This window comes from Stenotrophomonas maltophilia, assembly GCF_900186865.1.
Classification (GTDB): domain Bacteria; phylum Pseudomonadota; class Gammaproteobacteria; order Xanthomonadales; family Xanthomonadaceae; genus Stenotrophomonas; species Stenotrophomonas maltophilia.
In genome coordinates, this window is record NZ_LT906480.1 from 569,809 (window position 1) to 594,182 (window position 24,374).

18 protein-coding genes are annotated in these 24,374 nt (G+C 67.3%); 9 read left to right on the forward strand and 9 right to left on the reverse strand.

Annotated elements, in window-relative coordinates:
• Window position 1: 1 nt before the first annotated feature.
• Window positions 2–577 carry a peptide-methionine (R)-S-oxide reductase MsrB gene (gene msrB, locus CKW06_RS02750; RefSeq protein ID WP_005407946.1) on the reverse strand — a complete coding sequence of 192 codons (576 nt, stop codon included), beginning with the start codon at window positions 575–577 and terminating at the stop codon, window positions 2–4.
• Window positions 578–721: 144 nt separating this feature from the next.
• On the opposite strand from msrB, the gene CKW06_RS02755 reads away from it, so the two are divergent.
• Together CKW06_RS02755 and CKW06_RS02760 are read left to right on the forward strand one after the other, a co-directional pair.
• Window positions 722–1,441, forward strand: a complete 720-nt coding sequence (locus CKW06_RS02755; protein WP_005407947.1) for a response regulator transcription factor — start codon at window positions 722–724, stop codon at window positions 1,439–1,441.
• Window positions 1,438–2,907 (forward strand): sensor histidine kinase, encoded by a 1,470-nt coding sequence (locus CKW06_RS02760; RefSeq protein ID WP_024957086.1) that lies wholly within the window; start codon window positions 1,438–1,440, stop codon window positions 2,905–2,907. Before CKW06_RS02755 ends, CKW06_RS02760 begins: the two co-directional genes overlap by 4 nt.
• Here the strand turns inward: CKW06_RS02760 and CKW06_RS02765 are convergent.
• On the reverse strand, window positions 2,904–4,250 hold the full coding sequence (locus CKW06_RS02765) for an ATP-binding protein (RefSeq protein WP_005412150.1): 1,347 nt from the start codon (window positions 4,248–4,250) through the stop codon (window positions 2,904–2,906). The two genes, CKW06_RS02760 and CKW06_RS02765, sit on opposite strands and share 4 nt — an antisense overlap.
• The gene (locus CKW06_RS02770; RefSeq protein ID WP_024957085.1) at window positions 4,247–4,936 is read right to left on the reverse strand and encodes a winged helix-turn-helix domain-containing protein; all 690 of its coding nucleotides are present in this window, start codon (window positions 4,934–4,936) and stop codon (window positions 4,247–4,249) included. The genes CKW06_RS02765 and CKW06_RS02770 overlap by 4 nt, the downstream gene beginning before the upstream one ends.
• A gap of 353 nt (window positions 4,937–5,289) precedes the next feature.
• Here CKW06_RS02770 and asnB point away from each other — a divergent pair, with 353 nt between their 5' ends.
• Complete coding sequence (gene asnB / locus CKW06_RS02775; protein ID WP_024957084.1) at window positions 5,290–7,191, forward strand: asparagine synthase (glutamine-hydrolyzing); 1,902 nt, start codon at window positions 5,290–5,292, stop codon at window positions 7,189–7,191.
• Window positions 7,192–7,957: 766 nt separating this feature from the next.
• On the opposite strand, the gene CKW06_RS02780 is transcribed toward asnB, so the two are convergent.
• Window positions 7,958–8,305, reverse strand: coding sequence for a phasin family protein (locus CKW06_RS02780; RefSeq protein ID WP_024957083.1), 348 nt, complete (start codon window positions 8,303–8,305; stop codon window positions 7,958–7,960).
• 116 nt (window positions 8,306–8,421) lie between these two features.
• Window positions 8,422–8,784 (reverse strand): 6-carboxytetrahydropterin synthase QueD, encoded by a 363-nt coding sequence (gene queD, locus CKW06_RS02785; RefSeq protein WP_024957082.1) that lies wholly within the window; start codon window positions 8,782–8,784, stop codon window positions 8,422–8,424.
• Window positions 8,785–8,976: 192 nt separating this feature from the next.
• Between queD and CKW06_RS02790 the strand changes: the two genes are divergently transcribed.
• Complete coding sequence (locus CKW06_RS02790) at window positions 8,977–11,616, forward strand: TonB-dependent receptor plug domain-containing protein (RefSeq protein ID WP_024957081.1); 2,640 nt, start codon at window positions 8,977–8,979, stop codon at window positions 11,614–11,616.
• 74 nt (window positions 11,617–11,690) lie between these two features.
• Window positions 11,691–14,285 (forward strand): M14 family zinc carboxypeptidase, encoded by a 2,595-nt coding sequence (locus CKW06_RS02795; RefSeq protein ID WP_024957080.1) that lies wholly within the window; start codon window positions 11,691–11,693, stop codon window positions 14,283–14,285.
• 548 nt (window positions 14,286–14,833) lie between these two features.
• On the opposite strand, the gene CKW06_RS02800 is transcribed toward CKW06_RS02795, so the two are convergent.
• Window positions 14,834–16,246, reverse strand: a complete 1,413-nt coding sequence (locus CKW06_RS02800) for a DEAD/DEAH box helicase (protein ID WP_005412154.1) — start codon at window positions 16,244–16,246, stop codon at window positions 14,834–14,836.
• 936 nt (window positions 16,247–17,182) lie between these two features.
• Between CKW06_RS02800 and CKW06_RS02805 the strand changes: the two genes are divergently transcribed.
• Both CKW06_RS02805 and maiA read left to right on the forward strand, forming a co-directional pair.
• On the forward strand, window positions 17,183–18,172 hold the full coding sequence (locus tag CKW06_RS02805; protein WP_024957361.1) for a fumarylacetoacetate hydrolase family protein: 990 nt from the start codon (window positions 17,183–17,185) through the stop codon (window positions 18,170–18,172).
• 14 nt (window positions 18,173–18,186) lie between these two features.
• Window positions 18,187–18,855, forward strand: a complete 669-nt coding sequence (maiA, locus tag CKW06_RS02810) for a maleylacetoacetate isomerase (protein ID WP_024957360.1) — start codon at window positions 18,187–18,189, stop codon at window positions 18,853–18,855.
• Between the two features lie 45 nt (window positions 18,856–18,900).
• Here maiA and CKW06_RS02815 read toward each other — a convergent pair whose 3' ends face one another.
• The 3 genes from CKW06_RS02815 to CKW06_RS02825 form a co-directional block, all read right to left on the reverse strand.
• Window positions 18,901–20,361, reverse strand: a complete 1,461-nt coding sequence (locus CKW06_RS02815; protein WP_024957359.1) for a UdgX family uracil-DNA binding protein — start codon at window positions 20,359–20,361, stop codon at window positions 18,901–18,903.
• Window positions 20,342–21,625 carry a putative DNA modification/repair radical SAM protein gene (locus tag CKW06_RS02820; protein ID WP_024957358.1) on the reverse strand — a complete coding sequence of 428 codons (1,284 nt, stop codon included), beginning with the start codon at window positions 21,623–21,625 and terminating at the stop codon, window positions 20,342–20,344. The genes CKW06_RS02815 and CKW06_RS02820 overlap by 20 nt, the downstream gene beginning before the upstream one ends.
• 130 nt (window positions 21,626–21,755) lie before the next feature.
• Window positions 21,756–22,883: a PilT/PilU family type 4a pilus ATPase gene (locus CKW06_RS02825; protein ID WP_004141526.1), complete on the reverse strand. Its 1,128-nt coding sequence runs from the start codon at window positions 22,881–22,883 to the stop codon at window positions 21,756–21,758.
• 121 nt (window positions 22,884–23,004) lie between these two features.
• Between CKW06_RS02825 and CKW06_RS02830 the strand changes: the two genes are divergently transcribed.
• The gene (locus tag CKW06_RS02830; RefSeq protein ID WP_024957357.1) at window positions 23,005–23,370 is read left to right on the forward strand and encodes a DUF4398 domain-containing protein; all 366 of its coding nucleotides are present in this window, start codon (window positions 23,005–23,007) and stop codon (window positions 23,368–23,370) included.
• Entirely contained in the window at window positions 23,367–24,251 is an 885-nt protein-coding gene (locus CKW06_RS02835) for an OmpA family protein (RefSeq protein WP_005407962.1), read from the forward strand. The genes CKW06_RS02830 and CKW06_RS02835 overlap by 4 nt, the downstream gene beginning before the upstream one ends.
• The last annotated feature ends 123 nt before the right edge of the window (window positions 24,252–24,374 follow it).

Consider the following 24,374-nt stretch of genomic DNA (forward strand, 5'->3'; position numbering starts at 1 on the left):
GTCAGGCTCCGGAAGCAGGGGAAGAACCGACCGGCACCCGCCAGCCATCGGCGGTACCGCCCTCAGCGGCACCGGGAACGAACACCATCGCCGCGCCGTTCATGCAGTAGCGAAGTCCGGTTGGGCGGGGCCCGTCGTTGAACACATGGCCGAGGTGGCCACCGCAGCGACGGCAGTGCACCTCCACCCGCAGCATGCCGAAGGTGACGTCGCGGTCTTCGCCGATGGCGTTGTGCAGTGGCGCCCAGAAGCTGGGCCAGCCGGTGCCGCTCTCGAACTTGGTGGAGGAGGAGAACAGCGGCAGCGCACAGCCGGCGCAGGCAAACGTGCCCTGCCGGTGTTCCTTGTTGAGCGGGCTGCTGTACGGGCGCTCGGTCGCCTGCTGGCGCAGCACTGCGTACTGCGCCGGGGTCAGGCGCTGGCGCCAGTCGGCATCGCTGCGCATGACCTCGAACTGTCGCGACGGGCGCGCTTCAGCGGCGGCCGGGGCGGCACGGCTGCAGGCCCCCAGGCCGAGCAGGCCGGCGGCGGTGGCAACACCGCCCAGGCCCAGCAGATGGCGTCGGGTAAGGGACATGGCGGACTCCGGGAAGGGGCGACGGGGCCATGCTGCGCCCGCCCGGGTCAACGAATCCTCACGCAGGATTCAATTTTTCGTGAGGTATCGGCGTCCATCCCGCGCCACAATGCAGCCAGCCTCCCCACTGGCCCCGAGCTGCCGATGTCCACCAAACGCGTGCTGATCGTTGAAGACGATGCCCACATCGCCGACCTGCTGCGGATGCATCTGGGCGATGAGGGCTACGACGTCGCCCATGCCGCCAGCGGCGATGCCGGCCTGCGCCTGCTCGAGCAGGAAGGGCCATGGGATGCGCTGGTGCTGGACGTGATGCTGCCCGGCGTGGACGGCCTGCAGGTGTGCCAGCGTGCACGCGCGATGGCGCGCTATGTGCCGATCATCATCATCAGTGCGCGTGGCAGCGAAACGCAGCGCATCGTCGGCCTGGAACTGGGTGCGGATGATTACCTGGCGAAGCCCTTCTCAATGCCGGAACTGGTGGCCCGCGTGCGTGCGCTGCTGCGCCGGGCCGAGGCGATGGCGCAGAGCGCGCGCATCGATGCCGGCGCGATCGAGCTGGGTGGTCTGCAGCTGGACCCGGTCGCGCGCACCGCGTCGGTGGATGGCAATGCGCTGGAGCTGACCCCGCGCGAGTTCGACCTGCTGCTGTTCTTCGCCCGTCATCCGGACCAGGTGTTCGCGCGCATGGAGCTGCTCAACCAGGTCTGGGGCTACCAGCACGATGGCTACGAGCACACGGTCAACACCCACATCAATCGCCTGCGCAGCAAGATCGAGCCGGACCCGGCCAATCCACGGCGGCTGCTGACGGTGTGGGGCCGTGGCTACAAGCTGGTCGATCCTGCCGGGGCGGCGGCATGATCAAGCCGAACCTGTGGCAGAAGCTGGCGGCGGTGATCGCTGCGCTGATGCTGATGTGCTGCATGGCGTTGCTGGCGCTGCAGATGCGCGCCAACACCCGCCACGAGCAGGAAGTGGTGCAGCGGTTGTCGCTGGGCCTGGCCGAGCACATTGCCCAGCGCAGCGAACTGATGGACACCAGCGGCATGCGTGACGCCGCCGTGCGCGCGCTGTTCGGCCAGCTGATGGCGGTCAACCCCAGCGTCGAGGTCTACCTGCTGGACGACCAGGGCCGCATCCTCGGCCACGATGCGCCAACAGGCCATCTGGTGCGCAACCGGGTGGACGTGGCACCGCTGCGCCGGCTGCTGGCCGGTGCACCGTTGCCGATCCTGGGCGATGACCCGCGCAGCGCGGATGGCCGCAAGGTGTTCAGTGCCGCGCCGCTGATCGTGCAGGGTCGCCAGGCCGGTTATGTGTACGTGGTGCTGGTCGGCGAACACCGTCAGATGCTGTCCGACGACCTTGCCGCCGGCAGCCAGTGGAACACCACGCTGTGGTCGGTGATGCTTGTCGGCAGCCTGGGCCTGCTGGCCGGGCTGGTGGCCTTCTACTGGGTGACGCGCCCGCTGCGGCGGCTGACCCGGCGCATCCAGGCCTTTGACATCGACGCACCCACGCCATTGCCGCCGCCGGAGCCGCTGCGTCCCGGTGAGCGCGACGAGCTGGTGATCCTCGAACACGCACACGCGCAGATGGCGCAGCGGCTCGGCGAGCAGTGGCAGCAGCTGCGCCAGCAGGACCTGCAGCGCCGCGAGCTGGTCGCCAACATCTCGCACGACCTGCGCACGCCGTTGTCGTCGCTGCACGGCTATCTGGAAACGCTGGCGCTGAAGGACGCCACGCTGTCGCCGGACGAGCGCCGCCGCTACCTCGGTATCGCGCTGGCGCAGAGCGCCAAGGTTGGCCGGCTTGCGCGTGCGCTGTTCGAGCTGGCGCGGCTGGAACATGGCGAAGTGCGCCTGGAGTGGGAGGTGTTCGCATTGCCGGAGCTGCTGCAGGACGTGCTGCAGAAATTCGAGCTGGCGGCGCAGGCTCGCAACCAGTACCTGCACGCGGACTTCCCGCCCGGCCTGCCGCTGGTGCGCGCCGATCTGGGCCTGGTCGAGCGGGTGCTGACCAACCTGCTCGACAACGCGCTGCGGCATGCGCCCGACGGTGGGCGGATCGAGGTGTGCCTGCGCGCGACGCCGGACAGCGTGGAGGTGAGCGTGGCCGATGATGGACCTGGTGTTGCCCCTGCACTGCGCACGCAGCTGTTCCAGGCACCGGCCGCGCTGGGCGCGCGACGTGGAGAGAACGGCGGGTTGGGCCTGCTGATCGTGCAGCGCATCGTGCAGTTGCACGGCCGTCGCATCGAACTGCGTGACAGCGAGCGCGGCGCGTTGTTCGCGTTTGCGTTGCCGCGTGCGGAACCAGCGGTCTAGCAGGCCGCATCGCACTCCACGGCAGCGCCGCTTTCCAACGGCAGGTGCAGTCGGATGCAGGCACCACCCAGCTCCGAATCGGTTACTTCGACCTGGCCGCCATGCTTGTCGGCCACCACCTGCACCAGCGCCAGTCCGAGGCCGAAACCGGGGCTACCCGGATCCAGCCGCACATAGGGTTGCAGCACCTGGCCGCGCAGTTCGGGTGCGATGCCGGGGCCATCGTCCTCCACCTGCAGGCACAGCCAGCCGTCGTTGACCGTGCTGGCGATACGGATCTGCCGCCGCGCATAGCGCAGGGCATTGCCGAGCAGATTGCGCAATGCCAGTTCCAGCATGTGCCGGTTGACGTTGACCAGGCCCGCCGGCGACAGCATCTGCTGTACCGGCATCGGCAGCGGTGCGAACTGGGCCACCACGCCACGTACCAGTGCCGCCAGCTGCAGGCGCTGGCGGGTCAGCTGATGGCAGCGGCCGAGCGCGGCGTACTCGACGCCGGCATCGGTGAGGTGCTGCAGCCGATCGACATCAGTGCGCAGGCCGCCCAAGGCATCACGCTGGATCTCGTCCAGCGCGGTGTCCTCCAGGTCGGCCAGGCCGAAACGCATCCGCGCCAGCGGCGTGCGGACTTCGTGCGCCACTGCCTGGGCCAGCACGCGCTGGCTTTCCAGCAACTGCTGCAGCTGCTCGGCCATGTGATTGAAGGCATTGGCCAGCGGCCGTACCAGCGCTGTGCCGGCGCGCGGGGCGCGCGTGTCCAGCTGTCCGTCGCGCATCTGCCGGGCGGCCTGTGCCAGCTGCGAGACGTCGCGCCACAGGCGGTAGACCATCACGTACATCGGCAGCGCCACGGCCACCATCAGGATCAGCAGCAGGATCGCCACGCCTGACACTTCGCTGTCCTGCCAGCCCTCGTCAGGCAGCGCTTCGTCCAACGGCCCAAGCATCACCGCGTAGTCGCTGTCGCCGATCCGCTGCAGGCTGCGCATGTGCTCCAGGTCGATCTGCACCCGGCCGTTGCTGAAGGGGGGGCGCTGGCTGGCCGGCAGCGCCTTCATCGCCTCTGCCAACGGCACCATGCGCAGGGCATAGGCGAAGTCGGCGTCCAGTTCGCGCGCCAGCGTCGGCCACTGCTCGCGGGGGGTTTCGGCGAAGCGGTGCTGCAGCAGGGCATGGGTGCCACGCATTTCGGCCTGCAGTCCGGCTTCGGTGCGGTCTTCCAGCAGCGCATCCCAGGCCCACAGTCCCAGCACGATCAGCAACAGATGGGCAACCAGGAAGCCGATGCCGTAGCGGAGGAAGTGGAAGGCGTGGCCGCGCATCGCCGAGGGCGTACGCTTCATCCCCATGCCGAGCGGCTGAACAGGTAGCCGCGGCCGCGCACGGTCTTGATCCGTTCCGGCTGCTCCGGGTTGTCGCCCAGCTTGCGGCGCAGGCGCGAGATGCGGGCATCGATTGAACGGTCCAGACCGTCGAAGGCGATCCCGCGCAGGCCGCGCAGCAGCGCATCGCGGTCCAGGATCTGGCCAGCATTGCTGGCCAGCAGGAACAGCAGGTCGAACTCGGCAGTGGTGAGCTCCAGCAGCGCGCCCTGCAGTTGCACGTTGCGGGTGGACGGATCGATGCTCAGCTCGCCGAAGCGGAGGCTGCCGTCGCGTGGTTCGACCCGGCGGTGACGGCGCAGGTGGGCGCGCAGGCGGGCCAGCAGCACCCGTGGTTCGATCGGCTTGCCGATGTAATCATCGGCGCCCAGTTCCAGTCCCAGCACCTGGTCGATGTTGTCGGTGCGGGCGGTCAGCACGCAGATGATGCCGTCATAGTGGGGGCGGATCTGCCGACACACTTCGAAACCATCCTGGTCGGGCAGGCCGACATCGAGCAGGACCAGGGCGGGCTTGTCGGCCAGGATCCGGGCCACCGCACGCTCACCGCTGCGCTCGTGGGCTACCTGGTAGCCATGCCGCTGCAGATAGTCGCTGACCATCGTACCCAGGCGGGCATCGTCTTCGACCAGTACGATATCCAGCATTTTCAAGGCCTCCGTGGACGCACACGTACCGCCACGGCACGAGCGCGGCGATGCTATCCCAGCCTTCGGGCCGCCCGGGTCCCGGGGGCGGGCGCCATTCAGCCGGGGTTGCTGGCGCACGGGCCGGGCCTCAGGCCTGGCAACAACTTGGCGTCCAGCATAGCCTGATGCTGTTACAAAACGTTACCTTCGTGATACGCACGGTGACCATCGCTGACAGCAAAGCGACTGACGCAGGGCCGGGGGCGGGCCGAGCATGGAGTCTCCTCCGCTCCGCGTGTCGCTCCCATGTCGCCCGCCGCCGCCGCCTGCCTGCTGAACCCGTCCCGCCGCTGCCGCTGCGGAGGTGCCCGATGAGCGGCGTGGTCGGGGCCTGGCTGCCGCCCGCCGAGGACGAACACCTGCTGCAGCAGCTGGCGCCAATGCTGCGCGCCCTTCAGCAGCGCGGCCGGGGGCGCATCGGCTACTGGACCGACGCCGAGGCCGGCCTGGCGCTGGGCCACTGCCGGGCGCCAACCGATACGCCGTTGCAGCCCCTGAGTTCGGACTGTGGCCGTTACGTGCTGTGCCTGGATGGCCGGTTGTACAACCGGGCCGACCTGCAGTCGCAGCTGCGCGATCTGCCACGCAGCTGCAGCGATGCGCGGCTGCTGCTGCAGGCGATCATCGAATGGGGCGTGGAACGGGCGCTTTCCCGCATCGAGGGCGCGTTCGGTTTCAGCGTATGGGACCGCGAGTCGCGCGAACTGTGGCTGGCCCGCGACCCGGTTGGCGAGCGGCCGCTGTACTACGGCTGGTACCAGGGCCGGTTCCTGTTCGCCTCGGAAATGAAGGCACTCCAGGCCTTTGCCGGTTTCGCCCCGAGCATCGATCAGGATGCGCTGAGCCTGCTGCTGCGCCATGACTACGTGCCGGCACCGCACACCATCTACCGCGGCATCCACAAGCTGGTGGCAGGCGCGATGCTGCGCATCGATCTGAATGACCATGCGGCTGGCGGCTCCAGCCAGGCCGCACAGGGTGGTTCACGCTACTGGTGCGCACGCGATGCGATGCAGAGCGCACTGCAGGAACCGCTGCTGCCGGCGCCGAGCCTGGAGCAGGCGACCGACCAGCTGGAAACTGCGTTGCAGAAGGCCATCGCCGCACGCATGCATTCGCCGCTGGCCTGCGGTGCGTTCCTGTCCGGCGGCACCGATTCCTCGCTGGTGACGGCGATGATGCAGGCACAGTCGACGCTACCGATCGAAGCGTGGACGGTTGGCTTCGACGATCCCGGCCATGACGAGAGCGATTGGGCCTCGCAGGTCGCGCGGCATCTGGGCGTGCAGCACCACCTGCACCGCATGGATGCGCGACAAGGCCTGGATCTGCTGCAGCGGCTGCCGCAGGTCTGGTGCGAACCGTTCGCCGATGCCTCGCAGCTGCCGACCCTGCTGGCCAGTGAACTGCTGGGCGCGCGCAAGCCGGTGGCCCTCACCGGCGACGGTGGCGATGAACTGTTCTTCGGCCACCCCAGCTATGGCCGCGCGCTGCGCAATGCGCGCCTGTGCGGTGGCCTGCCAGACTGGGTGCGTGATCTGGCGCGGCGCAGTGGCAACCGCATGAATGTCGAGCGCGGCCGCCTGGGCGGCTGGCGCGCACTGGTGGCGGAAGTCGCCGCCAACGACGTGGAAGGTCACTACCTGCAGCGCGTGACGCGCTGGCGGCAGCCGGCGCAGGTGGTGCTGGGTGCACGCGAGCCGATGACGATCTTCCAGCAGCAGGACACGGCGCTGCCGGCCGAGGCCCGCATCCAGCTGCTGGATTTCCGCATGGATCTGGCGGAGGGCATCCTCGCCAAGGTCGATCGCGCGGGCATGGCGGCGGGCGTGGAGACGCGCGCGCCGCTGCTGGACATGGAGGTGGTGCGGTTGGCCTGGCGCCTGCCGCAGCACCTGAAGTACCACGATGGGGAGCACAAGCGGATCCTCAAGCACCTGCTCGCGCGCTACCTGCCCGAGCCGCTGGTGTATCGCCCCAAGCGCGGCTTCGGACCGCCGATGGCGCGCTGGTTGGCGGGCCCGCTGCGCGACTGGGCGGAGGCACTGCTGGACCCGCAGCTGCTGCGCAACCAGGGCTGCTTCGATGCGGCACGCGTGCGCGGCATCCGGGAAGCGTTCCTGCGTGGCGAACGCAAGTGGCACACGCACCTGTGGAACGTGTTGATGTTCCAGGCGTGGCACCAGCACTGGCACGTCAATCGCGGGCGTTGAGATTCCTTCGCGGTTTGTTCTGCGTGGCGCAGGGCGTAGGCCCTTGCGTACGAATGTCCTCCGGCGCCGGCCGTTGGCCGTCACCTCCCCCTTTACTTCGTACGCAAGGGCCTACGCCCTGCGTTCGGACTTCGTCGACGCCTCGTTGAAAGGCGCCGCGAGCGCTGCGCTTTTCCTTTCCTGCCGCAAGCCGAGCCTCGTCGGGGCGGGCAGGGGTTTGGGCAAAGTAAAGGAGGAGGTGACGGCCAACGGCCGGCGCCGGGGGACATTTGCCCAGGCCCCTGCTTGTCTCGGCGGGGCCCGTCAGTTCGCGGGGAATCGGGACGAAGACACGCGTGTGGCGGATTCATTCTGCGTGGCGCCGTGCGGATGCCCTTGCGTACGAATGTCCTCCGGCGCCGGCCGTTGGCCGTCACCTCCCCCTTTACTTCGTACGCAAGGGCATCCGCACGGCGTTCGGAGTTTGTCGGCGCTTCCTTGAAAGCGGCCGCGCGTGCTGCGCTTTCCTCACCGCACGCCGAGCCTCGTCGGGGCGGGCAGGGGTTTGGGCAAAGTAAAGGAGGAGGTGACGGCCAACGGCCGGCGCCGGGGGACATTTGCCCAGGCCCCTGCCTGCCCCGGCGGGGCCCTTCAGTTCGCGGCGAATCCAGACGAGGAAGCGCTCTTCAATGCAGACGCCAGGCAAAAAAAGACCCGGCAGAGGGAGGGATCTGCCGGGTCCGGATTGCGTGGGGGGAGGGACCCACGCAATGAGCGTTGCGTCGCGTCAGTGGTTGCTCGCGTCCGCCGTTGATTCGTTGTAGCGCTGCACCAGTTCGGACCAGGCCTTGCCGGCCTGCAGGCCGAGACCGACCACGTCCTGCTGGGCCTGACCCAGCCGCTGCAGGTTGTCCTGCCACAGCTGTGCGCCCTTGTTGAGCATCCCGGCCGCGTCGTCGCTGCGGGCCAGTTCGCCCAGCCAGCCGCCGGTCGCGGTCAGGTTGCGCTCCATCGCCTTCAGCTGCACGCCGAACATGCTTTCCGCGTTCTCCAACGCCAACCGGTTCGCGCGCGTTGCCGCGGCGGCGAGCTGGCGGGTGGCATCACTGAAGCGATCGCTGAAGGCGGCGGCCATGGGGCATCAGGGAGTGGCTTGATGCATTGCAGCATACGCCGTTGATGCGGCAATGCAACAAAAATAACAAAGGCGCCCAAGGCGCCTTTGAAACACCTTTCAGATCAATGGGTTGATCAGGCCGTCGGGCCGCGGTAGCGACAGCCGGAGGTGCAGGTTTCGTGCACGATGATCTCGCTCAGCGCCGGCAGGCTGGGCTTGAGTTCGTTCCAGATCCACACCGCCAGGTTCTCGCTGGTCGGGTTCTCCAGGCCGGGGATGTCATTGAGGTAGTGATGGTCCAGGCGGTCGTAGATCGGCTGGAAGGCCGCCTTCACGTCGCCGAAGTCCATGATCCAGCCGGTCTGCGCCCCCGGCTCGCCCTCGACCTTCAGTTCCACCCGGAACGAGTGGCCATGCAGGCGCGCGCACTTGTGCCCCGGCGGCACGTTGGGGAGGCGGTGCGCCGCCTCGAGCATGAAGACTTTGAAGATTTCCATGGCGCGATTGTACGCCGCAGGTGGCCGGCCATCCTGAGCGGATGTTGGGCTTTCGTGAAGTAACTCTTTCCATCCGGATGAAGAGATGATAATTTCTCTTATATCCGTATGAAGAGATGTTATTGGCCGGACCCCGGCCAGGCATGGACTACTGCGGAACTACGTCGCCCTTTCCACCTCCCCCACATCGTCATGCCCAAGCACACCCTGCTCGTGGCGGCCCTGGCCGTCGCTCTGGCCGCGCCTTTGTCCGCCGCCGCCGAAACCTCCGCCGATGCCAGTGGCGAAGCCAGTACCCTGGCCGCCGTGCGCGTCACCGGTTCCAACATCAAGCGCACCGATACCGAGGCCTCCAACCCGGTGCAGGTGATCGGCCGCCAACAGTTGGAACAGACCGGCAAGGCCACCGTGGCCGATGTGCTGCGTTCGATCTCGGCCAACACCGGCAACGCCAGCAACGAAACCACCAACAATGGTTGGGCGTCCGGCTCGGCCGGCATCGGCCTGCGTGGCCTGTCGCAGAAAAACACGCTGGTGCTGCTCAACGGCCGTCGCCTGGCCAACTACGGCTTCCCGGCCGGTGGCCTGTCCGACACCTTCGTCGATCTCAATGCGCTGCCGCTGGTCGCGGTCGAGCGCATTGAGGTGCTCAAGGACGGCGCCTCGGCGGTGTACGGCTCCGACGCCGTGGCCGGCGTGGTCAACATCATCACCCGGCAGAACTTCGAAGGCGCCGAGATCGGCGGCAGCTTCGGCGGTGCCGACCAGGGCGGCCTGCACGAGCAGAACCTGAAGTTCGTCGGCGGCCTCGGTGATCTCGACACCGATGGCTACAACATCCTCTTCAGCCTGCAGGGGTACAACCGTGAGCGCCTGGACCAGGACGAGCGCAACCTGACCAGGAGTGGCATCTACACCGACAAGCCGGGTGGCCGCTGGAACGGCTGGTCGGCCAAGGGCGCGCGCTACCTGGTCAACGGCGTCTCGGTGCCGATGCTCGATGCCAACGGTAACTGCCCGACCGGCACCACCCGCGTCGCCAGCGCACCGATCGACGGCCTGGCCGGCGACACCTGCGGCTTCAACCAGGCACCGTTCACCACGCTGATCCCCTCGACCAAGCGCTACCAGGCCTACGCCAACGGTACGTTCCGCCTGAACGACAACGTCGAAGCGTTCGGCGAAGTGCTGTACAGCCAGATCAAGAGTGCCGCGTGGTTCGGCAGCAGCCCGTTCTTCACCCTGGAGAGCGGCCGCTTCGCACTGAACGCGAATAGCGGCCTGGCAGAGCCGGTGTCGTCGCTGCTGCCGGCCAACAATCCGTACAACCCGTACGGCCGCGCGATCCCGATCGAGTACACCTTCTTCGACCTGGGCGGCACGATCAAGACCAACCGTTCCACTGCCTACCGCGGCGTGTTCGGCCTGCGTGGCACCACCGCGTCGTGGGACTGGGAAGTGGCCGCGTTCGGTGCACGCAGCAGCGAGCGCGAGAGCGTGTCCGGTGGCTTCGCCAACCGCTGGGCGCTGGCCGACGCGCTGGCCACGGGCAGCTACAACCTGCTCAACCCGGCGGCCACGCCGCAGTCGGTGCGCGATTCGATCAACATCGCCACGCTGCGTCCGGCCGAATCCAAGCTGCAGGGTATCGATGCGAAGATTTCCGGCAGCCTGGGCCATACCTGGGCCGGCGAGATCGGCTTCGCTGCGGGTGCCGAGTGGCGCCGCGAAAAGCTCGACTCCAACAACCCGTGGCAGATCGATGCCGGCCTGCAGGTGCGCCCGGCCATTGCCGAAGTACACGGCAAGCGCCAGGTCAGTGCGGCCTACGCCGAAGTGAACGTGCCGCTGGCCTCGACGCTGGAGCTGTCCGCCGCCGCGCGCGCTGATCACTACGATGATTTCGGCGATGCGTTCTCGCCGAAGATCGGCCTGCGCTGGCAGCCGCTGGATGTCCTGCTGGTGCGTGCGTCGGCGTCGAAGGGCTTCCGTGCACCGTCGCTGTCGGAAAACTCCAACAGCACCAGCATCGCCTACGGCAGCGTGGTCGACCCGCGTGATCCGGACGTGCCGGGCTCGCGCCAGAACCCCACCTTCTTCACCGTCGGCAACAACGAACTGAAGCCGGAGCGCACCAGGAGCGTCAACTTCGGTGTGGTGCTGTCGCCGTGGGCCAACACCAACCTGAGCGTGGACTACTACCGCATCCAGCTGGACAACCTGGTCGGCACCAACAACACCCAGACCCTGGTCAACGACAACGTGGCCGGCGCCGTGCAGCGCGATGAGCGTGGCAAGCTGCAGGCGGTCTACAACCGCTACCAGAACCTGAGCGAGCTGAAGACCTCGGGCATCGATGTCGAGCTGCGCCAGCGCATCCCGACCGCGGCGCTGGGTGACTTCACCGTGTCCTCGGCCTACACCCACGTGCGCGACTACCGTCGCCCCACCGTGGTCGGTGGGCCGCTGGTCGACTACGCCGGCAGCAACCTGGGCGCGACCCTGCCCAAGGACAAGGCCACCACCACGCTGGACTGGAAGTACGGTGATTTCAACGCAGCCGTGACCTGGTACTACACCAGCAGCTACCGCCAGGAGGCCAGCACCGCCGCCAAAGCCGTGCAGCAGCGCGTCGGCAGCTACAGTCAGTACGACCTGTACCTGGCCTACACCGGCATCGACAAGCTGACCGTGTATGCCAAGGTGCAGAACCTGGCCGACAAGACGCCGCCGTACGACGCCTCGTTCCCGGGCATCCGCGCGCCGTACGACTTCAGCCAGTACGACCTGCGTGGCCGCTACTTCACGCTGGGCTTCGATTACCGCTTCTGATCCATCCGCCGCGGCCGGTCACCTGAGGGGACCGGCCGCGCGATCGTCTGCCGTTGTGTTCCAGGGGAGTCACCGTGTCCTTGCATCGCCGTGCCGTTCTTCCGTTGCTGCTTGCCGCCGCCACCGCCCTGTCCTCGCCGCAGCCGGCGCGGGCACAGAGCGCGTACTTCTTTCCGCAGGTCACCAACGCGGCGGCGTTCGATGCAGCGGTGCCGACGCCGGAGCAGTTCCTCGGCTACCCGATCGGCAGCCGTTACACCCGGCACGACCAGCTGGTGGCGTACTTCCAGGAACTGGCGAAACGCTCGGACAAGATCAGCGTGCGCGAGATCGGCCGCAGCTATGAAGGCCGCCCGCTGTTGATCGCCACCGTCACCGCTGCAGGCAATCATGCGCGGCTGGAACAGATCCGCCAGCAGCACGCGACCCTGGCCGATCCGGCGCAGCCGCGCAGCGCCGCCGGTGACAGCCCGGTGGTGGTGTGGCTGGGCTACAGCGTCCACGGCAACGAGACCTCCAGTGCCGAGGCAGCGATGCTGACGGCGTACTACCTGGTGGCCAACCGCAGCGCAGAAACCCAGCAATGGCTGCAGCAGGCGGTGGTGCTGTTCGATCCGGCGCAGAATCCGGATGGTCGTGACCGTGCTGCCAACTGGCACAACGCCTGGGCCTCCGACCCAGCTTCTGCCGACCCCGCCGACAAGGAACACGTCGAGCCGTTCCCGCAGGGTCGTACCAACCACTACTTCACCGATCTCAACCGCGACTGGCTGGCCCTGACCCAGCAGGACTCACGGCCGAAGGTGGAGGTGTTCCACCAGTGGTACCCGAACGTGCAGATCGACTTCCACGAAATGGGCAAGGACAGCACCTACTACTTCGAGCCCTCGCCGAAGAGCATGCACAGTCCGCTGATTCCGGCGGCGTCGTATGAATTCAACAAGACCCTCGCCAAGTACCACGCGCAGGCGCTGGATGCGCTGGGGTCGCTGTACTACACCGGCGAGAATTTCGACAACTTCTCGCCGGTGTACGGTTCCACCTATCCGGATTTCCATGGCGCTGTCGGCGTTACCGTCGAGCAGGCCAGCTCGCGCGGCCGCGTGCAGGAATCGGTGAATGGCCTGCTGACCTTCCCCTTCACCATCCGCAACCAGGTCGCCACCGGGCTGGGCACGGTGCGTGGCGCGGTGACCGAGCGCAGCGGCCTGTTCGACCTGCAGAAGCAGTTCTTCCAGAGCGCGCTGAAGCAGGCTGCGCAGCAGCCTGTGAAAAGCTTCGTGTTCGGCGATGCGCATGATCCGGCCCTGACCCGTCGCCTGCTGGAACTGCTGCTGCTGCACCGGATCGAGGTGCGCGCACTGGACCGTGCAGTCACTGTCGATGGGCAGCGCTTCGATGCCGGCAGCGCCTACGTGGTGCCGGTGCAGCAGGCGCAGTTCCGCCTGGTGCATTCGATCTTTGCCGAGACGCCGCCGATCAAGGGTGATGTGTTCTACGGCAGCACTAGCTATGCGATCGCACCGGCCTACGGTGTGGCCTTCGCGGGCAGCCGCAGCCGCATCGAAGGCGGTGCGCGCGTAACCGCGCTGCCGGCGGAACAGGGCGCGGTGCTGGGCGGCGAGGCCGGATTCGCCTACGCCATCGACTGGCGCGACTACAACGCCGGGCGCGCGCTGGCCGCGCTGCAGGGCAAGGGCGTGAATGCACGCGCGGCATTCCAGCCGTTCACCACCGCGACCGCGCAGGGCGACATCAGCTTCGCCGCCGGCAGCCTGGTCATTCCGGTTGCCGGGCAATCGCTGCAGGGCGCGGCGCTGCTCGAGACAGTGACATCGGCCGCGCGCGAGGCGGGCGTACAGGTCCACGCGCTGTCCAGCGGCCGCAGCCGCGAAGGCATCGACCTCGGCAGTGACGGCGTCAAGGCGCTGCGCAAGCCTGCGGTGGCACTGGTGATGGGCGAGGGCGTGGCCGCCACCGAAATCGGATCGGCGTGGTTCCTGCTCGACCAGCAGCTGCAGTTGCCAGCCAGCAAGCTGGATCCGCAGCAGCTGGGCAAGGTGCCGCTGGACCGCTACACCACGATCGTGCTGTCCGGTGGCACCTACACGGGCGTCGATGCCACGGCGGTGGCTGCACTGAAGCGCTGGGTGCAGGCCGGAGGTTCACTGGTGACCTACGGCAGTGCCTCGAAGTGGGCGATCGAGCAGAAGCTGGCCGACGGCGAAGAGCTCGGCAAGGAAGAAGACGCTGCTGACGAAAGCCGCCGTGCGTTCGGCGATCAGCGCGACATCGCTGCGATCGAGCGGGTCAGCGGCAACATCCTCAGTGCCGACGTGGATACCAGCCATCCGTTGGCGTTCGGCGTGCCGCGCCGGCAGCTGGCGATCAACAAGGAGAACTCGGTGACGCTGCAGCCGAGCGCGAACCCGTTCTCCACGGTGGTGCGCATCGACACGCCGCCGCGGGTGAATGGCTATCTGTCCGAGCGCAACCGCACGCGGGTGGCGGGCAGTGCATGGCTGCTGGTGTCGGCGCAGGGGCAGGGCAACGTGGTGCTGTTTGCCGATGACCCGGCACACCGCAAGTACTGGCACGGAACGGACCGACTGCTGATCAACGCGATCTTCTTCGGGAATCTGGTGAATCCGAGTAAAGCGCGGGGTTGAGGGTTTGCGCGCCTTTGTTGACGCGTGTGGGGGAGGCCGGGCGGGCTGCGCAGGACACGCTGTAAATACGTCCATGTAAGCTCGATCGGCGCATCCATGCGCCTCACGGTCCTGCGCAGCCCGCCCGGCCTCCCCTCGACAGTTTCCTGCGGGCGCGGACGCATCAGACCCCAAGGCGGGAGCAAGGGCAAAAGCAAAAGCAAAAGCAAAAGCAAAGCCAGGAATTGCGACTTCGGCTTTTGCCTTTGAATTTGAATTTGAATTTGATCTTTCTTCTCCCGGCTACCCGGCGGGAGAAGAAGGCGCAGGCAATGCTTGAAGCGGATGGGCATGGGGGCAGCGCAGAACCGTTGGCGCCATGGATGGCGCCATCGAGCTTACATGGACGTATTTACAGCGTGTTCTGCGCTGCCCCCATGCCCATTCGCCCTCGGTACTGCCACCGCGTGCTTTATCACCCGGTAGCCCGCAACAAAAAAGGACGGCGCGTCAGCGCCGTGCCTCGATAGCCTCCGCGCAGCGGGAAGCACCCTCGATGTCAGCTGGGATCAGCCAGCGCGACCACCGCCGCCACCCTGGCCACGACCGCGGCCGCCACCATTGCCGCCACCACCACGGCGCTGGCCCTGGCCGGCACCTGCACGCTGCTGGCCATTGCCACCGCCTTCGCGGCGGCCACCGCCGGCCTTCTTCGGGCCCGCATGCGCATGGCGCGGTGCATCACCGTGAGGACGGCGCGCATGGCTCTTGCGCGGTGCGCGCTCGCCCGTATCGTGCTCGGCCTTGCCCGGCGCACTGTTGCCCCAGCGGATCGGCACCTGCAGCTCGAAGCCCGGTACATCGCGGATGTCCATGTCGCGGCCCAGCAGGCGCACGATCGCACGCAGCAGCTTCACTTCATCCTGTGCCACCAGCGAAATCGCCTGGCCGGTCGCGCCGTTGCGGCCGGTACGGCCGATGCGGTGCACGTAGTCCTCGGCCACCATCGGCAGGTCGAAGTTGATCACCTTCGGCAGCTCGTTGATGTCGATGCCGCGCGCAGCGATATCGGTCGCCACCAGCACGGTCACGCGGCCGGCCTTGAAGTCACCCAGTGCACGCAGGCGCTGCCCCTGGCTCTTGTTGCCGTGGATCGCCGCGGTCTTGATGCCCGACTTTTCCAGGAACGAGGCCAGCTTGTCGCTGCCGTGCTTGGTGCGGGCGAACACCAGGGTCTGCTCGCGGCTGTCCTGCGCCAGCAGGTGCAGCAGCAGGTCGCGCTTGCGACCGGCATCGACCGGGTGCACGCGGTGGGTGATGGTTTCGGCCACGGTGTTCTTCGGCGTCACCTGGATCTGTTCCGGGTTGCGCATGAACTCCAGCGCCAGCTGGCGGATGTTGTCCTCGAAGGTGGCCGAGAACAGCAGGGTCTGCCGGTTCTGCTTCGGCAGCTTGGCCAGGATGCGCTTGATCGACGGCAGGAAGCCCATGTCGAGCATGCGGTCGGCTTCGTCCAGCACCAGCAGTTCAATGCCGGACAGGTCGATGCTGCGACGCTCCAGGTGGTCGATCAGGCGGCCCGGGCAGGCCACCAGCAGGTCCACGCCACGGCGCAGGATGTCCAGCTGGTTGCCCATGCCGACGCCGCCGTAGATACAGGCGCTGGGAATGCGCAGGTACTTGCTGTAGCCGCGCAGGCTGTCGTGCACCTGGGTGGCCAGTTCGCGGGTCGGGGCCAGGATCAGCGCGCGCGGCTTGCGCGGGCCGCTGCGCACTTCCTGCGAGGCGGTGCCCAGGTGCTGCAGCAGCGGCAGGCCGAAGGCGGCGGTCTTGCCGGTGCCGGTCTGTGCGCCGGCCAGCAGGTCACGACCGGCCAGTGCCAGCGGGATCGCCTGCTGCTGGATCGGGGTCGGGTTTTCGTAGCCCTGCTCGGCAAGCGCACGCAGCAGGAAGGGCGCCAGGCCCAGCGATTCAAAAGACATTGAGTTTGCTCCAAGTACAAGAAACGCCTGTCCGAACGGACAGACGGGGGCAGATCAAACTGATCGGCTGACTCGGAGCGTTCCCGTGAACCGCGCTGCGAGAATTGGGTGCAGCCGGCACGAAGCGCAGGCTGGAATGCGTGACGAACGGCGTCGGAGTGGGGGCGGGCGAAGAGGGCGGACCCAGGTCGCCGGCGATCCCGGAGGGAAACGGACGGCCGCTGCAGACCGCGCAAGTCTAAACGATGTTTGAGACTTCACGCAAAAAGACCTGTTCAGGTAGGGGTTCTCTCTGCAGGGCTGCGCCCTGCACCCGCAGAGGCTGAAGCAACGTCAAAGGCCGGGTTCCTTTGGGAGGCGGGGTGGGTCCGGTGGCAGGGGGCGCTGCAAGTACGTCCATGTAAGCTCGGTCGCCGCTTGCTCGTGTGCGCAGTCCTGCGCACACGGCAAGACCGGGGTTGGGCGTCCTGCCCAACCCGCACGAGGCATGCCTCGGGCCCATGCGGCTCACGCCCCTGTCACCGGACCACCCCGCCTTCGACAGTTTTCCGCGATCTGTCGAATCTCATTCGATCAATTTCGGTGTCCGACGGATCTCGACGATGAATGATGTGGATGTTCGATCAGTCATTGGGAACCTGTCGGGGGTGGGGCGGTGTGGGTGGGCAGGACCGTTGGCGCCATGGATGGCGCCATCGAGCCCCCATGGACGGGTTTACGGCGTGCCCTGCCGGCCCACACCGGCCCGCCCAACCAGCAGAAAGCCAGAGCCGCTTTTGACGTTGCCGTTGCTGTTGCATTGAGCATGTGCAGGGCTGCAAGCCCTGCCGAACCCCCCACTACGGTAGGGTGGGCCGATGCCGCGCTGCAGCTTGGCGTCGCCGCAGATTTGATTACACTTGAAACTTGTTTGCCCACGACTCCGGACACCCACCCATGAAGCTTGGTTCTTTGAAGGAAGGCGGCCGCGACGGCACCCTGATCGTCGTCTCGCGTGACCTGCGCCACGGCGTGCGCGCCACCGGCATTGCCGCCACCCTGCAGCAGGCTCTGGAAGACTGGAGCCACATCGCGCCGCGCCTGAACGCCCTGTACGAATCGCTCAATGCCGGCGATGCCGACGGCGTGTTCGACCTCGACCCGCAGGCCCTGGCCGCGCCGATGCCGCGCGCCTATGAATTCGTCGACGGCAGTGCCTACCTGCCGCACGTCGAGCGTGTGCGCCGTGCCCGTGGCGCCGAGGTGCCGGAGAGCTTCTACACCGATCCGCTGATGTACCAGGCTACCAGCGCCGGCTTCTACGGCCCGCGCGATGCGGTCAAGGTGGTCAGCGAGGACTACGGTATCGACCTGGAAGCGGAGATCGTGGTGATCACCGACGACGTGCCGATGGCGGCCACCCCCGAACAGGCGGCGGGCCACATCCAGCTGGTCGGCCTGGTCAACGATGTGTCGCTGCGCAACCTGATTCCGGGCGAGCTGGCCAAGGGCTTCGGCTTCCTGCAGTCCAAGCCGCGCTCGGCGCTGTCGCCGGTGTTCGTCACCCCCGACGAACTGGGCGCTGCGTGGCAGGACAGCAAGGTGCACCTGCCGCTGCTGACCCACATCAACGGCAAGTGGTTCGGTGCGCCGGAAGCGGGCGTGGACATGCAGTTCAATTTCGCCCAGTTGGTCGCGCATGCGGCCAAGACCCGTCCGTTGGGCGCCGGCACCATCATCGGCTCGGGCACCATCGCCAATGAAGACACCAGCAAGGGTGCGTCGTGCTTCGCCGAGCAGCGCGTGGTCGAAACCCTGCGCGACGGCAAGCCGAGCACGCCGTTCATGTCGTTCGGCGACGTGGTCCGCATCGAGATGCTCGATGCCGCCGGTAACAGCATTTTCGGTGCGATCGAGCAGCGCATCGAACAGGCCGCCAGGCCCTGAGCATGGAGGCGGCCATGGAGATTCCGGTCGACGACGGCATCGTGCTGTACACCTACTGGCGATCCAGCGCCGCCTACCGCGTGCGCATCGGTCTGGAGCTGAAGGGCTTGGCCTGGGAGGCGCGGCCGGTGCATTTGGTGCGCGACGGCGGCGAACAACACCTGGACGCCTATCGCAGGCTCAATCCGCAGCAGCTGGTGCCGACCCTGCTGCACGAGGGGCATGTGCTGACCCAGTCGCTGGCGATCCTCGAATACCTGGACGAGCGCTTCCCGCAGGTGCCGCTGCTGCCGGCCGATGCCGCCGGCCGTGCGCGGGTGCGGGCACTGGCCCAGCTGGTGGCCTGCGACATCCACCCGATCAACAACCTGCGGGTGATGCAGTACCTGGAGCGCAGTCTGCAGCTGCCGGCCGATGCACGCACGCAGTGGACGCTGCACTGGATTGCCGAGGGCTTTGCGGCGATGGAAGCGCTGTTGGCCAACAGCCGTGACACCGGCACCTTCTGCCACGGTGACCGCCCCGGGCTGGCCGACCTCTGCCTGCTGCCGCAGCTGTACAACGCCCATCGTTTCGGCCTGGACCTTGCGCCGTACCCGACCCTTCGCCGCATCGAGGCCGCCTGCCAGGCGCTGGACGCCTTCGACCGCGCGCGCCCGGAAAACCAGCCCGACGCAGCCTGAAAGTAGAGGGGACGGAGGGGATCAAGTCGTAAGTGCATTCACGACTTAATCCCCTCCGTCCCCTTTTTGCAGCAGTTGCGCGAGATCATCGCGGAACAGTGCATAGGCCCGTTCGCGGCGCGCGCCATCGCCTTGCCGCAGCACCCACGCCGGGTGCACGGTGGCGTAGCCGCGGGTGCCTTCCTCCAGCGTGTGCCAGCGTCCACGGTCGCGCGACAGATTGAAATCACGGCCAAATACCGAGGCTGCCGCGGTTGCGCCCAGGCAGACGATGAGCTGCGGCCGCACGCGCGCAATCTCGCCCATCAGCCACGGCCGGCACGCCTGGATGTGGCGGCTTTCCGGCCGCTTGTGCAGCCGCACCTTGCCACGCCGCTCATGGTGGAAGTGCTTCACCGCGTTGGTCAGGTACAGCGTGGCGCGATCGATTCCCAGCTCGGCCAATGCGCGGTCCAGCAACTGGCCGGCAGGGCCGGCGAACGGCTGGCCGCGCAGATCCTCGGTATCGCCAGGCTGCTCGCCGATCACCATTACCTGCGCATCGGCCGGCCCCTGGCCGAACACCGTCTGTGTGGCGGTCTCCCACAGCGGGCACTGGCGGCAGGCGCTGGCCTGCTGTCGCAGCGTCTGCAGGCTGGCGGTATCTGGGCGCGCTGCCGCAGCGTCCCCACGCATGGGAATCCTGCGCTGGGGTGCCTGCGCGGGCCGGTCATGCATTTCCTGCACGCGATCGCCCGCATCGCGCACCAGGCGCGGCAGCAGCTGCGCCTCGGGCAGGTGGCGCCAGTACCTGGCCGGCATCTCCTGCATCATCATCCGGGTGTTGAGCCGGGCCGGATTGAAGATGCTGGCGTAATAAGTCTGCCACAGGGCCTCGCGCGCATCTTCGGCCGGGGCGTCCTCGCGGCGTGCGCCGGGGCCGAAGGTCAGCGCCTGTCCATCCCACGCCACGCTGCGCGAAGGAGTGAGGATGGCCCAGCGCATGCCGGTGAAGCGGCGTGCGAAGAACGGCGCGACCCGGTCGACGATGTGGTGCTGTGGCTCGAACCAGGCGATGAACGCATCAGGTTGGCCAGGCACCTCGCGGAAGCGCACGAATGCCTTCATCTTGTGCGTGTCACGGCGGACGGCCTGGGCCAATGTCATCGCACGCAGCACATCGGCATCGGCGGGATTGGTCAGCACCGTGCGTTCGCCATGGGTGATCCGCCACAGCAGCCGGTACAGCAGTGACAGGCGCTGCGGTTCGCCATGGCACAGGCAGGTGGCGGCCAGCTCCAGGAATTCGCGCGGGACGCCGGGAACGCTTGCCTGTGCCGCCACCGGTGCCTGCTGCACCGGCGGCGCATCCAGCAGCGATGCCTCGCCGCCTTCGAGCCAGTCCAATTGCTCGGGCCGCACGCCCCGCAGCAGCGCATCACGCGCGCCGTCGCGCCAGGCCTGCAGCGACCACGGCGGATCCACCCGCTGCGACCAGCGCGGCGCGTCAGGCTGCCGGCGGTGCATCGAACAGTGATCCCTGGCGCGGCGGCGGGGCCAGTTGTGCTCGCAGTGCGGCCGGGTCATCCAGTGCCTTGCGCGGGTGATGGTCGGCCAACAGCACGAACGGTAGCAGTTTGCTCATCGGCGCCTTCAGGCGGGCGATGTCCGCCACGCGCAGGCGCCCGTGCCGGCGCGCCATCAGCACGCGCTCTGCATTGCGCACGCCCAGGCCGGGCACCCGCAGCAGCATTTCCTTTGGTGCACGGTTCAGATCGACCGGGAAGCGTTCGGGATGGCGGATCGCCCAGGCCATCTTCGGATCGATGTCCAGATCGAGCATTCCGCCCTGGGTGGTGTCGGTGATCTCGTCCACGCCGTAGCCATAGAAGCGCAACAGCCAGTCGGCCTGGTACAGCCGGTGCTCGCGTTGCAGGGGTGGGGGCTGCAGCGGTAGCTGCCGGCTGGCATCGGGAATCGGGCTGAATGCGGAGTAGTAGACCCGGCGCATCCGGTAACTGCCGTACAGGCTGTCGGCGCTGGCCAGGATCTGCTGGTCGTTGGCCCCGTCCGCGCCGACGATCATCTGCGTGCTCTGCCCGGCCGGGGCGAAACGGGGAGGGCGCGGGCGTGCGCTGCGGCTGGCCGTCGGCGCCACCGCTGCGGGGGCCTTGCGCGCCTCCTTGGCTTCCTCGATGCGCCAACGCAGTTCGCCCATCGCGCCGCGTATCGATTGCACCGTCTTCTCCGGCGCCAAGGCACTCAGCCCGGCTTCGGTGGGCAGTTCGACGTTGATCGACAGGCGGTCGGCGTAACGCCCGGCGCTGGCCAGCAGTTCCGGCGAGGCCTCGGGAATGGTCTTGAGGTGGATGTAGCCGGCGTAGCGGTGTTCTTCGCGCAGTTGCCGGGCCACCTCCACCATCTGCTCCATGGTGTAGTCCGCATTGCGGATGATGCCGCTGGAGAGGAACAGGCCCTCGATGTAGTTGCGCTTGTAGAAGTCCAGGGTGAGCGTGACCACCTCGTCCACGCTGAAGCGCGCGCGTGGCACATTGCTGGACACGCGATTGACGCAATAGGCGCAGTCGTAGACGCAGAAGTTGGTCAGCAGGATCTTCAGCAGCGATACGCAGCGGCCATCGGGCGTATAGCTGTGGCAGATGCCCATGCCCTCGGTGCTGCCGATACCGCCGCTGGCGCGCGAATCGCGCTTGCCCGAGCCGCTGGAGGCGCAGGAGGCGTCGTATTTGGCGGCATCGGCCAGAATGGCCAGCTTGCGGATGGTTTCCATTGAGGAAACCTACGGATGAGGGGTCTCATTGGATGAGACGGCCCCTGAATTCTTCAGGAAAAGGGGACGGAGGGGATCAAGTCGTAAGTGCATATACGACTTGATCCCCTCCGTCCCCTTTTTCGTGCGGTCAGAAGCCGTGGGTGATGCTGGGTGCGCCGGCCGAGAAATCCGCGTACGGGTCATGCTCGCCGCTGCTGCCTTCGGACAGGCGGAACTTCAGCGCCAGGCCATCGCGCGAGTCGGCCGCGCGCAGCGCCTCCTCCTGCTCGATGGTGCCGGCCTTGGCCAGCCGGAACAGGCACTGGTCGAAACTCTCCATGCCCTCTTCCAACGATGCTTCCATCGCCGCCTTGATCTCGTGCACCTGGCCGCGACGCAGCAGGTCGCGGATCATCGGCGTGTTGAGCAGCACTTCGGTGGCCGGCAGGCGACGGCCTTCCTTGTTCTTCACCAGGCGCTGGCTGATCACCGCACGCAGGTTCAGCGCCAGGTTCATCAGCACGTTCTTGTGCGCGCTTTCCGGGAAGAAGTTGAGGATGCGCTCGATGGTCTGGTCGGCGTTGTTGGAGTGCAGGGTGGCCAAGCACAGGTGGCCGGTTTCGGCGAAGGCGATCGCCGCTTCCATCGTCTCTGCGTCCAGGATCTCGCCGATCAGGATCACGTCCGGCGCCTCACGCATGGCGTTCTTCAGCGCGTTGTGGAAGGCATGGGTATCCAGCCCGACCTCGCGCTGGTTGACGATCGACATCTTGTGCTTGTGCAGGTATTCGATCGGGTCTTCGATGGTGAGGATGTGACCGGTGGTGGTGCTGTTGCGGTGGTCGATCATCGACGCCAGCGAGGTGGACTTGCCGGAACCGGTGGACCCCACCACCAGTACCAGCCCGCGCGGGGTCATGATGACGTCCTTCAGCACCTGCGGCAGGTTCAGCTCCTCGATGCTCGGAATCCGGCTGCGGATGGCACGGATGACCATGCCCACTTCGCCGCGCTGCTTGAACACATTGACGCGGAAGCGACCGGCATCGGGCAGGGCGATGGCCATGTTGAGCTCCAGCTCGCGCTCGAACTGCGGCACCTGGCCTTCGTCCATCAGCGAGTAGGCGATCTTCTTGACCATGCCCGGCGGCAGGCCGGTGTTGCCCAGCGGATAGAGCTTCCCCTCGATCTTGATGTAGACCGGTGCCCCGGTGGTCAGAAACATGTCCGAAGCGTTCTTTTCGGTCATCAGCTTCAGGAAGTAGCCGATATCCATTGCGAATTTTCCCCAACGAAACGGCCGACGCCCGTTGCCAGCACGGTGTCGGCTTGACGACAATGGCCGTGAACCGACAACCGGTACGGCCTCCCCAATGAAACGACTTAGCTTCGCACGAATGCGCCACAGCCTGTATGTGATGGCGTTTGCATTCGCACTGTCTGCCCCCGTCTGGGCGCAGGATGGCGCGATGGAACTGGCCCAGGCCCGGCAGGCGGTCGACAAGGCCACCCAGGCCGATGCCGACCAGTACGCCCCGGACCTGATCGGGCTGGCCCGGCAGGGGCTGGAGCAGGCCCAGCGCGCCGCCGGCGACCGCCGCGAGCGCAAGAATGCCCCGGCCCTGGCCCTGCGTGCCGCCGCCGATGCCGACCTGGCCCGCGTGCGCAGCGAGGAAGCCACCGTGACCGCGCAGCTGCAGCTGCGCCGCAACGAGGTCAACCAGCTGCAACGCCAGCTGTCGACCGGGGAGGATCGCCGGTGAAGCCGATGACTGCCGCAACCCTGGCCGCGCTGCTGGCGCTGCCGACCCTGGCCGTGGCCGCCGACAACCCGATGGTGGCGCAGCTGAGCCAGCGCCTGATGGCCATCCAGGCCAACCCGGATACCGCTGAGCTGGGCGCCTTCGAGCGCATGCAGGCCCAGCAGGCCATCGCCACCTTGGACAAGGCCAAGCGCCGCGACCAGGAGCTGGCCACCTACCTGGCCGAGCGCCGGGTGGAGATCGCCGAGACGGCCGTGCGTACCGCGCTGGCCGCCCGCGAGGTCGACCGCCTGGAGCGGACCCGCAGCGATCTGCTGATCGAGGCCAGCCGCCGCGATGCCGCGCGTGCCCGCCAGGAAGCCGAACAGCTGCGCATGCAGGCACAGATGCAGGCCGAGGAGGCTGAACGCCTGCGCCAGGCCGCCGAGGCCGAGACCCTGGCCCGCCAGGACGCCGAGAACGCCCTGACCAGCGTCGCCGGCAAGCAGCAGCAGCGCCTCAGCGCCGCCCAGCAGAACGCCGCCAAGCTGGCCCGCGAGGAAGCCGAGCTGGTGTCCGGTCAGAAGCTGCCGGGGTCGAAGTTCGATGGCCGCGGCGAGGTCTTCACCTTCCGTGGCGATGCGTTTGCCGCCGGCGCCTCCAGCCTGTCCGGCGGCGCCCGCAACCAGGCCAAGGCGTTGGCCGAATACCTGAACATCGGCAAGAAGGGCCGCCTGCGCATCGAGGCTTACGACAGTGCCAACGGCGTAGGCCAGAAGCGTGCAGAGGCCCTGCGTGACGCCCTGGTTGCGGCGGGTGTCGCGAGCAACCGGATCCAGCTTGCCGGCAAGAAGGCGGCCTCCACCCAGGCACGTTCGGCCGAGGTCATCATCGCCCCGTAATTGCTTGATATCGTTTGTTTTTCGTTGTGATGAGCATTCAGCCTGAACCCCGCCCCGGCGGGGTTCGGTCTTTTTGACGCAGGGGTCTTGTACCCGGCCTTGAGCAGGCGTAGGGTCAATCGT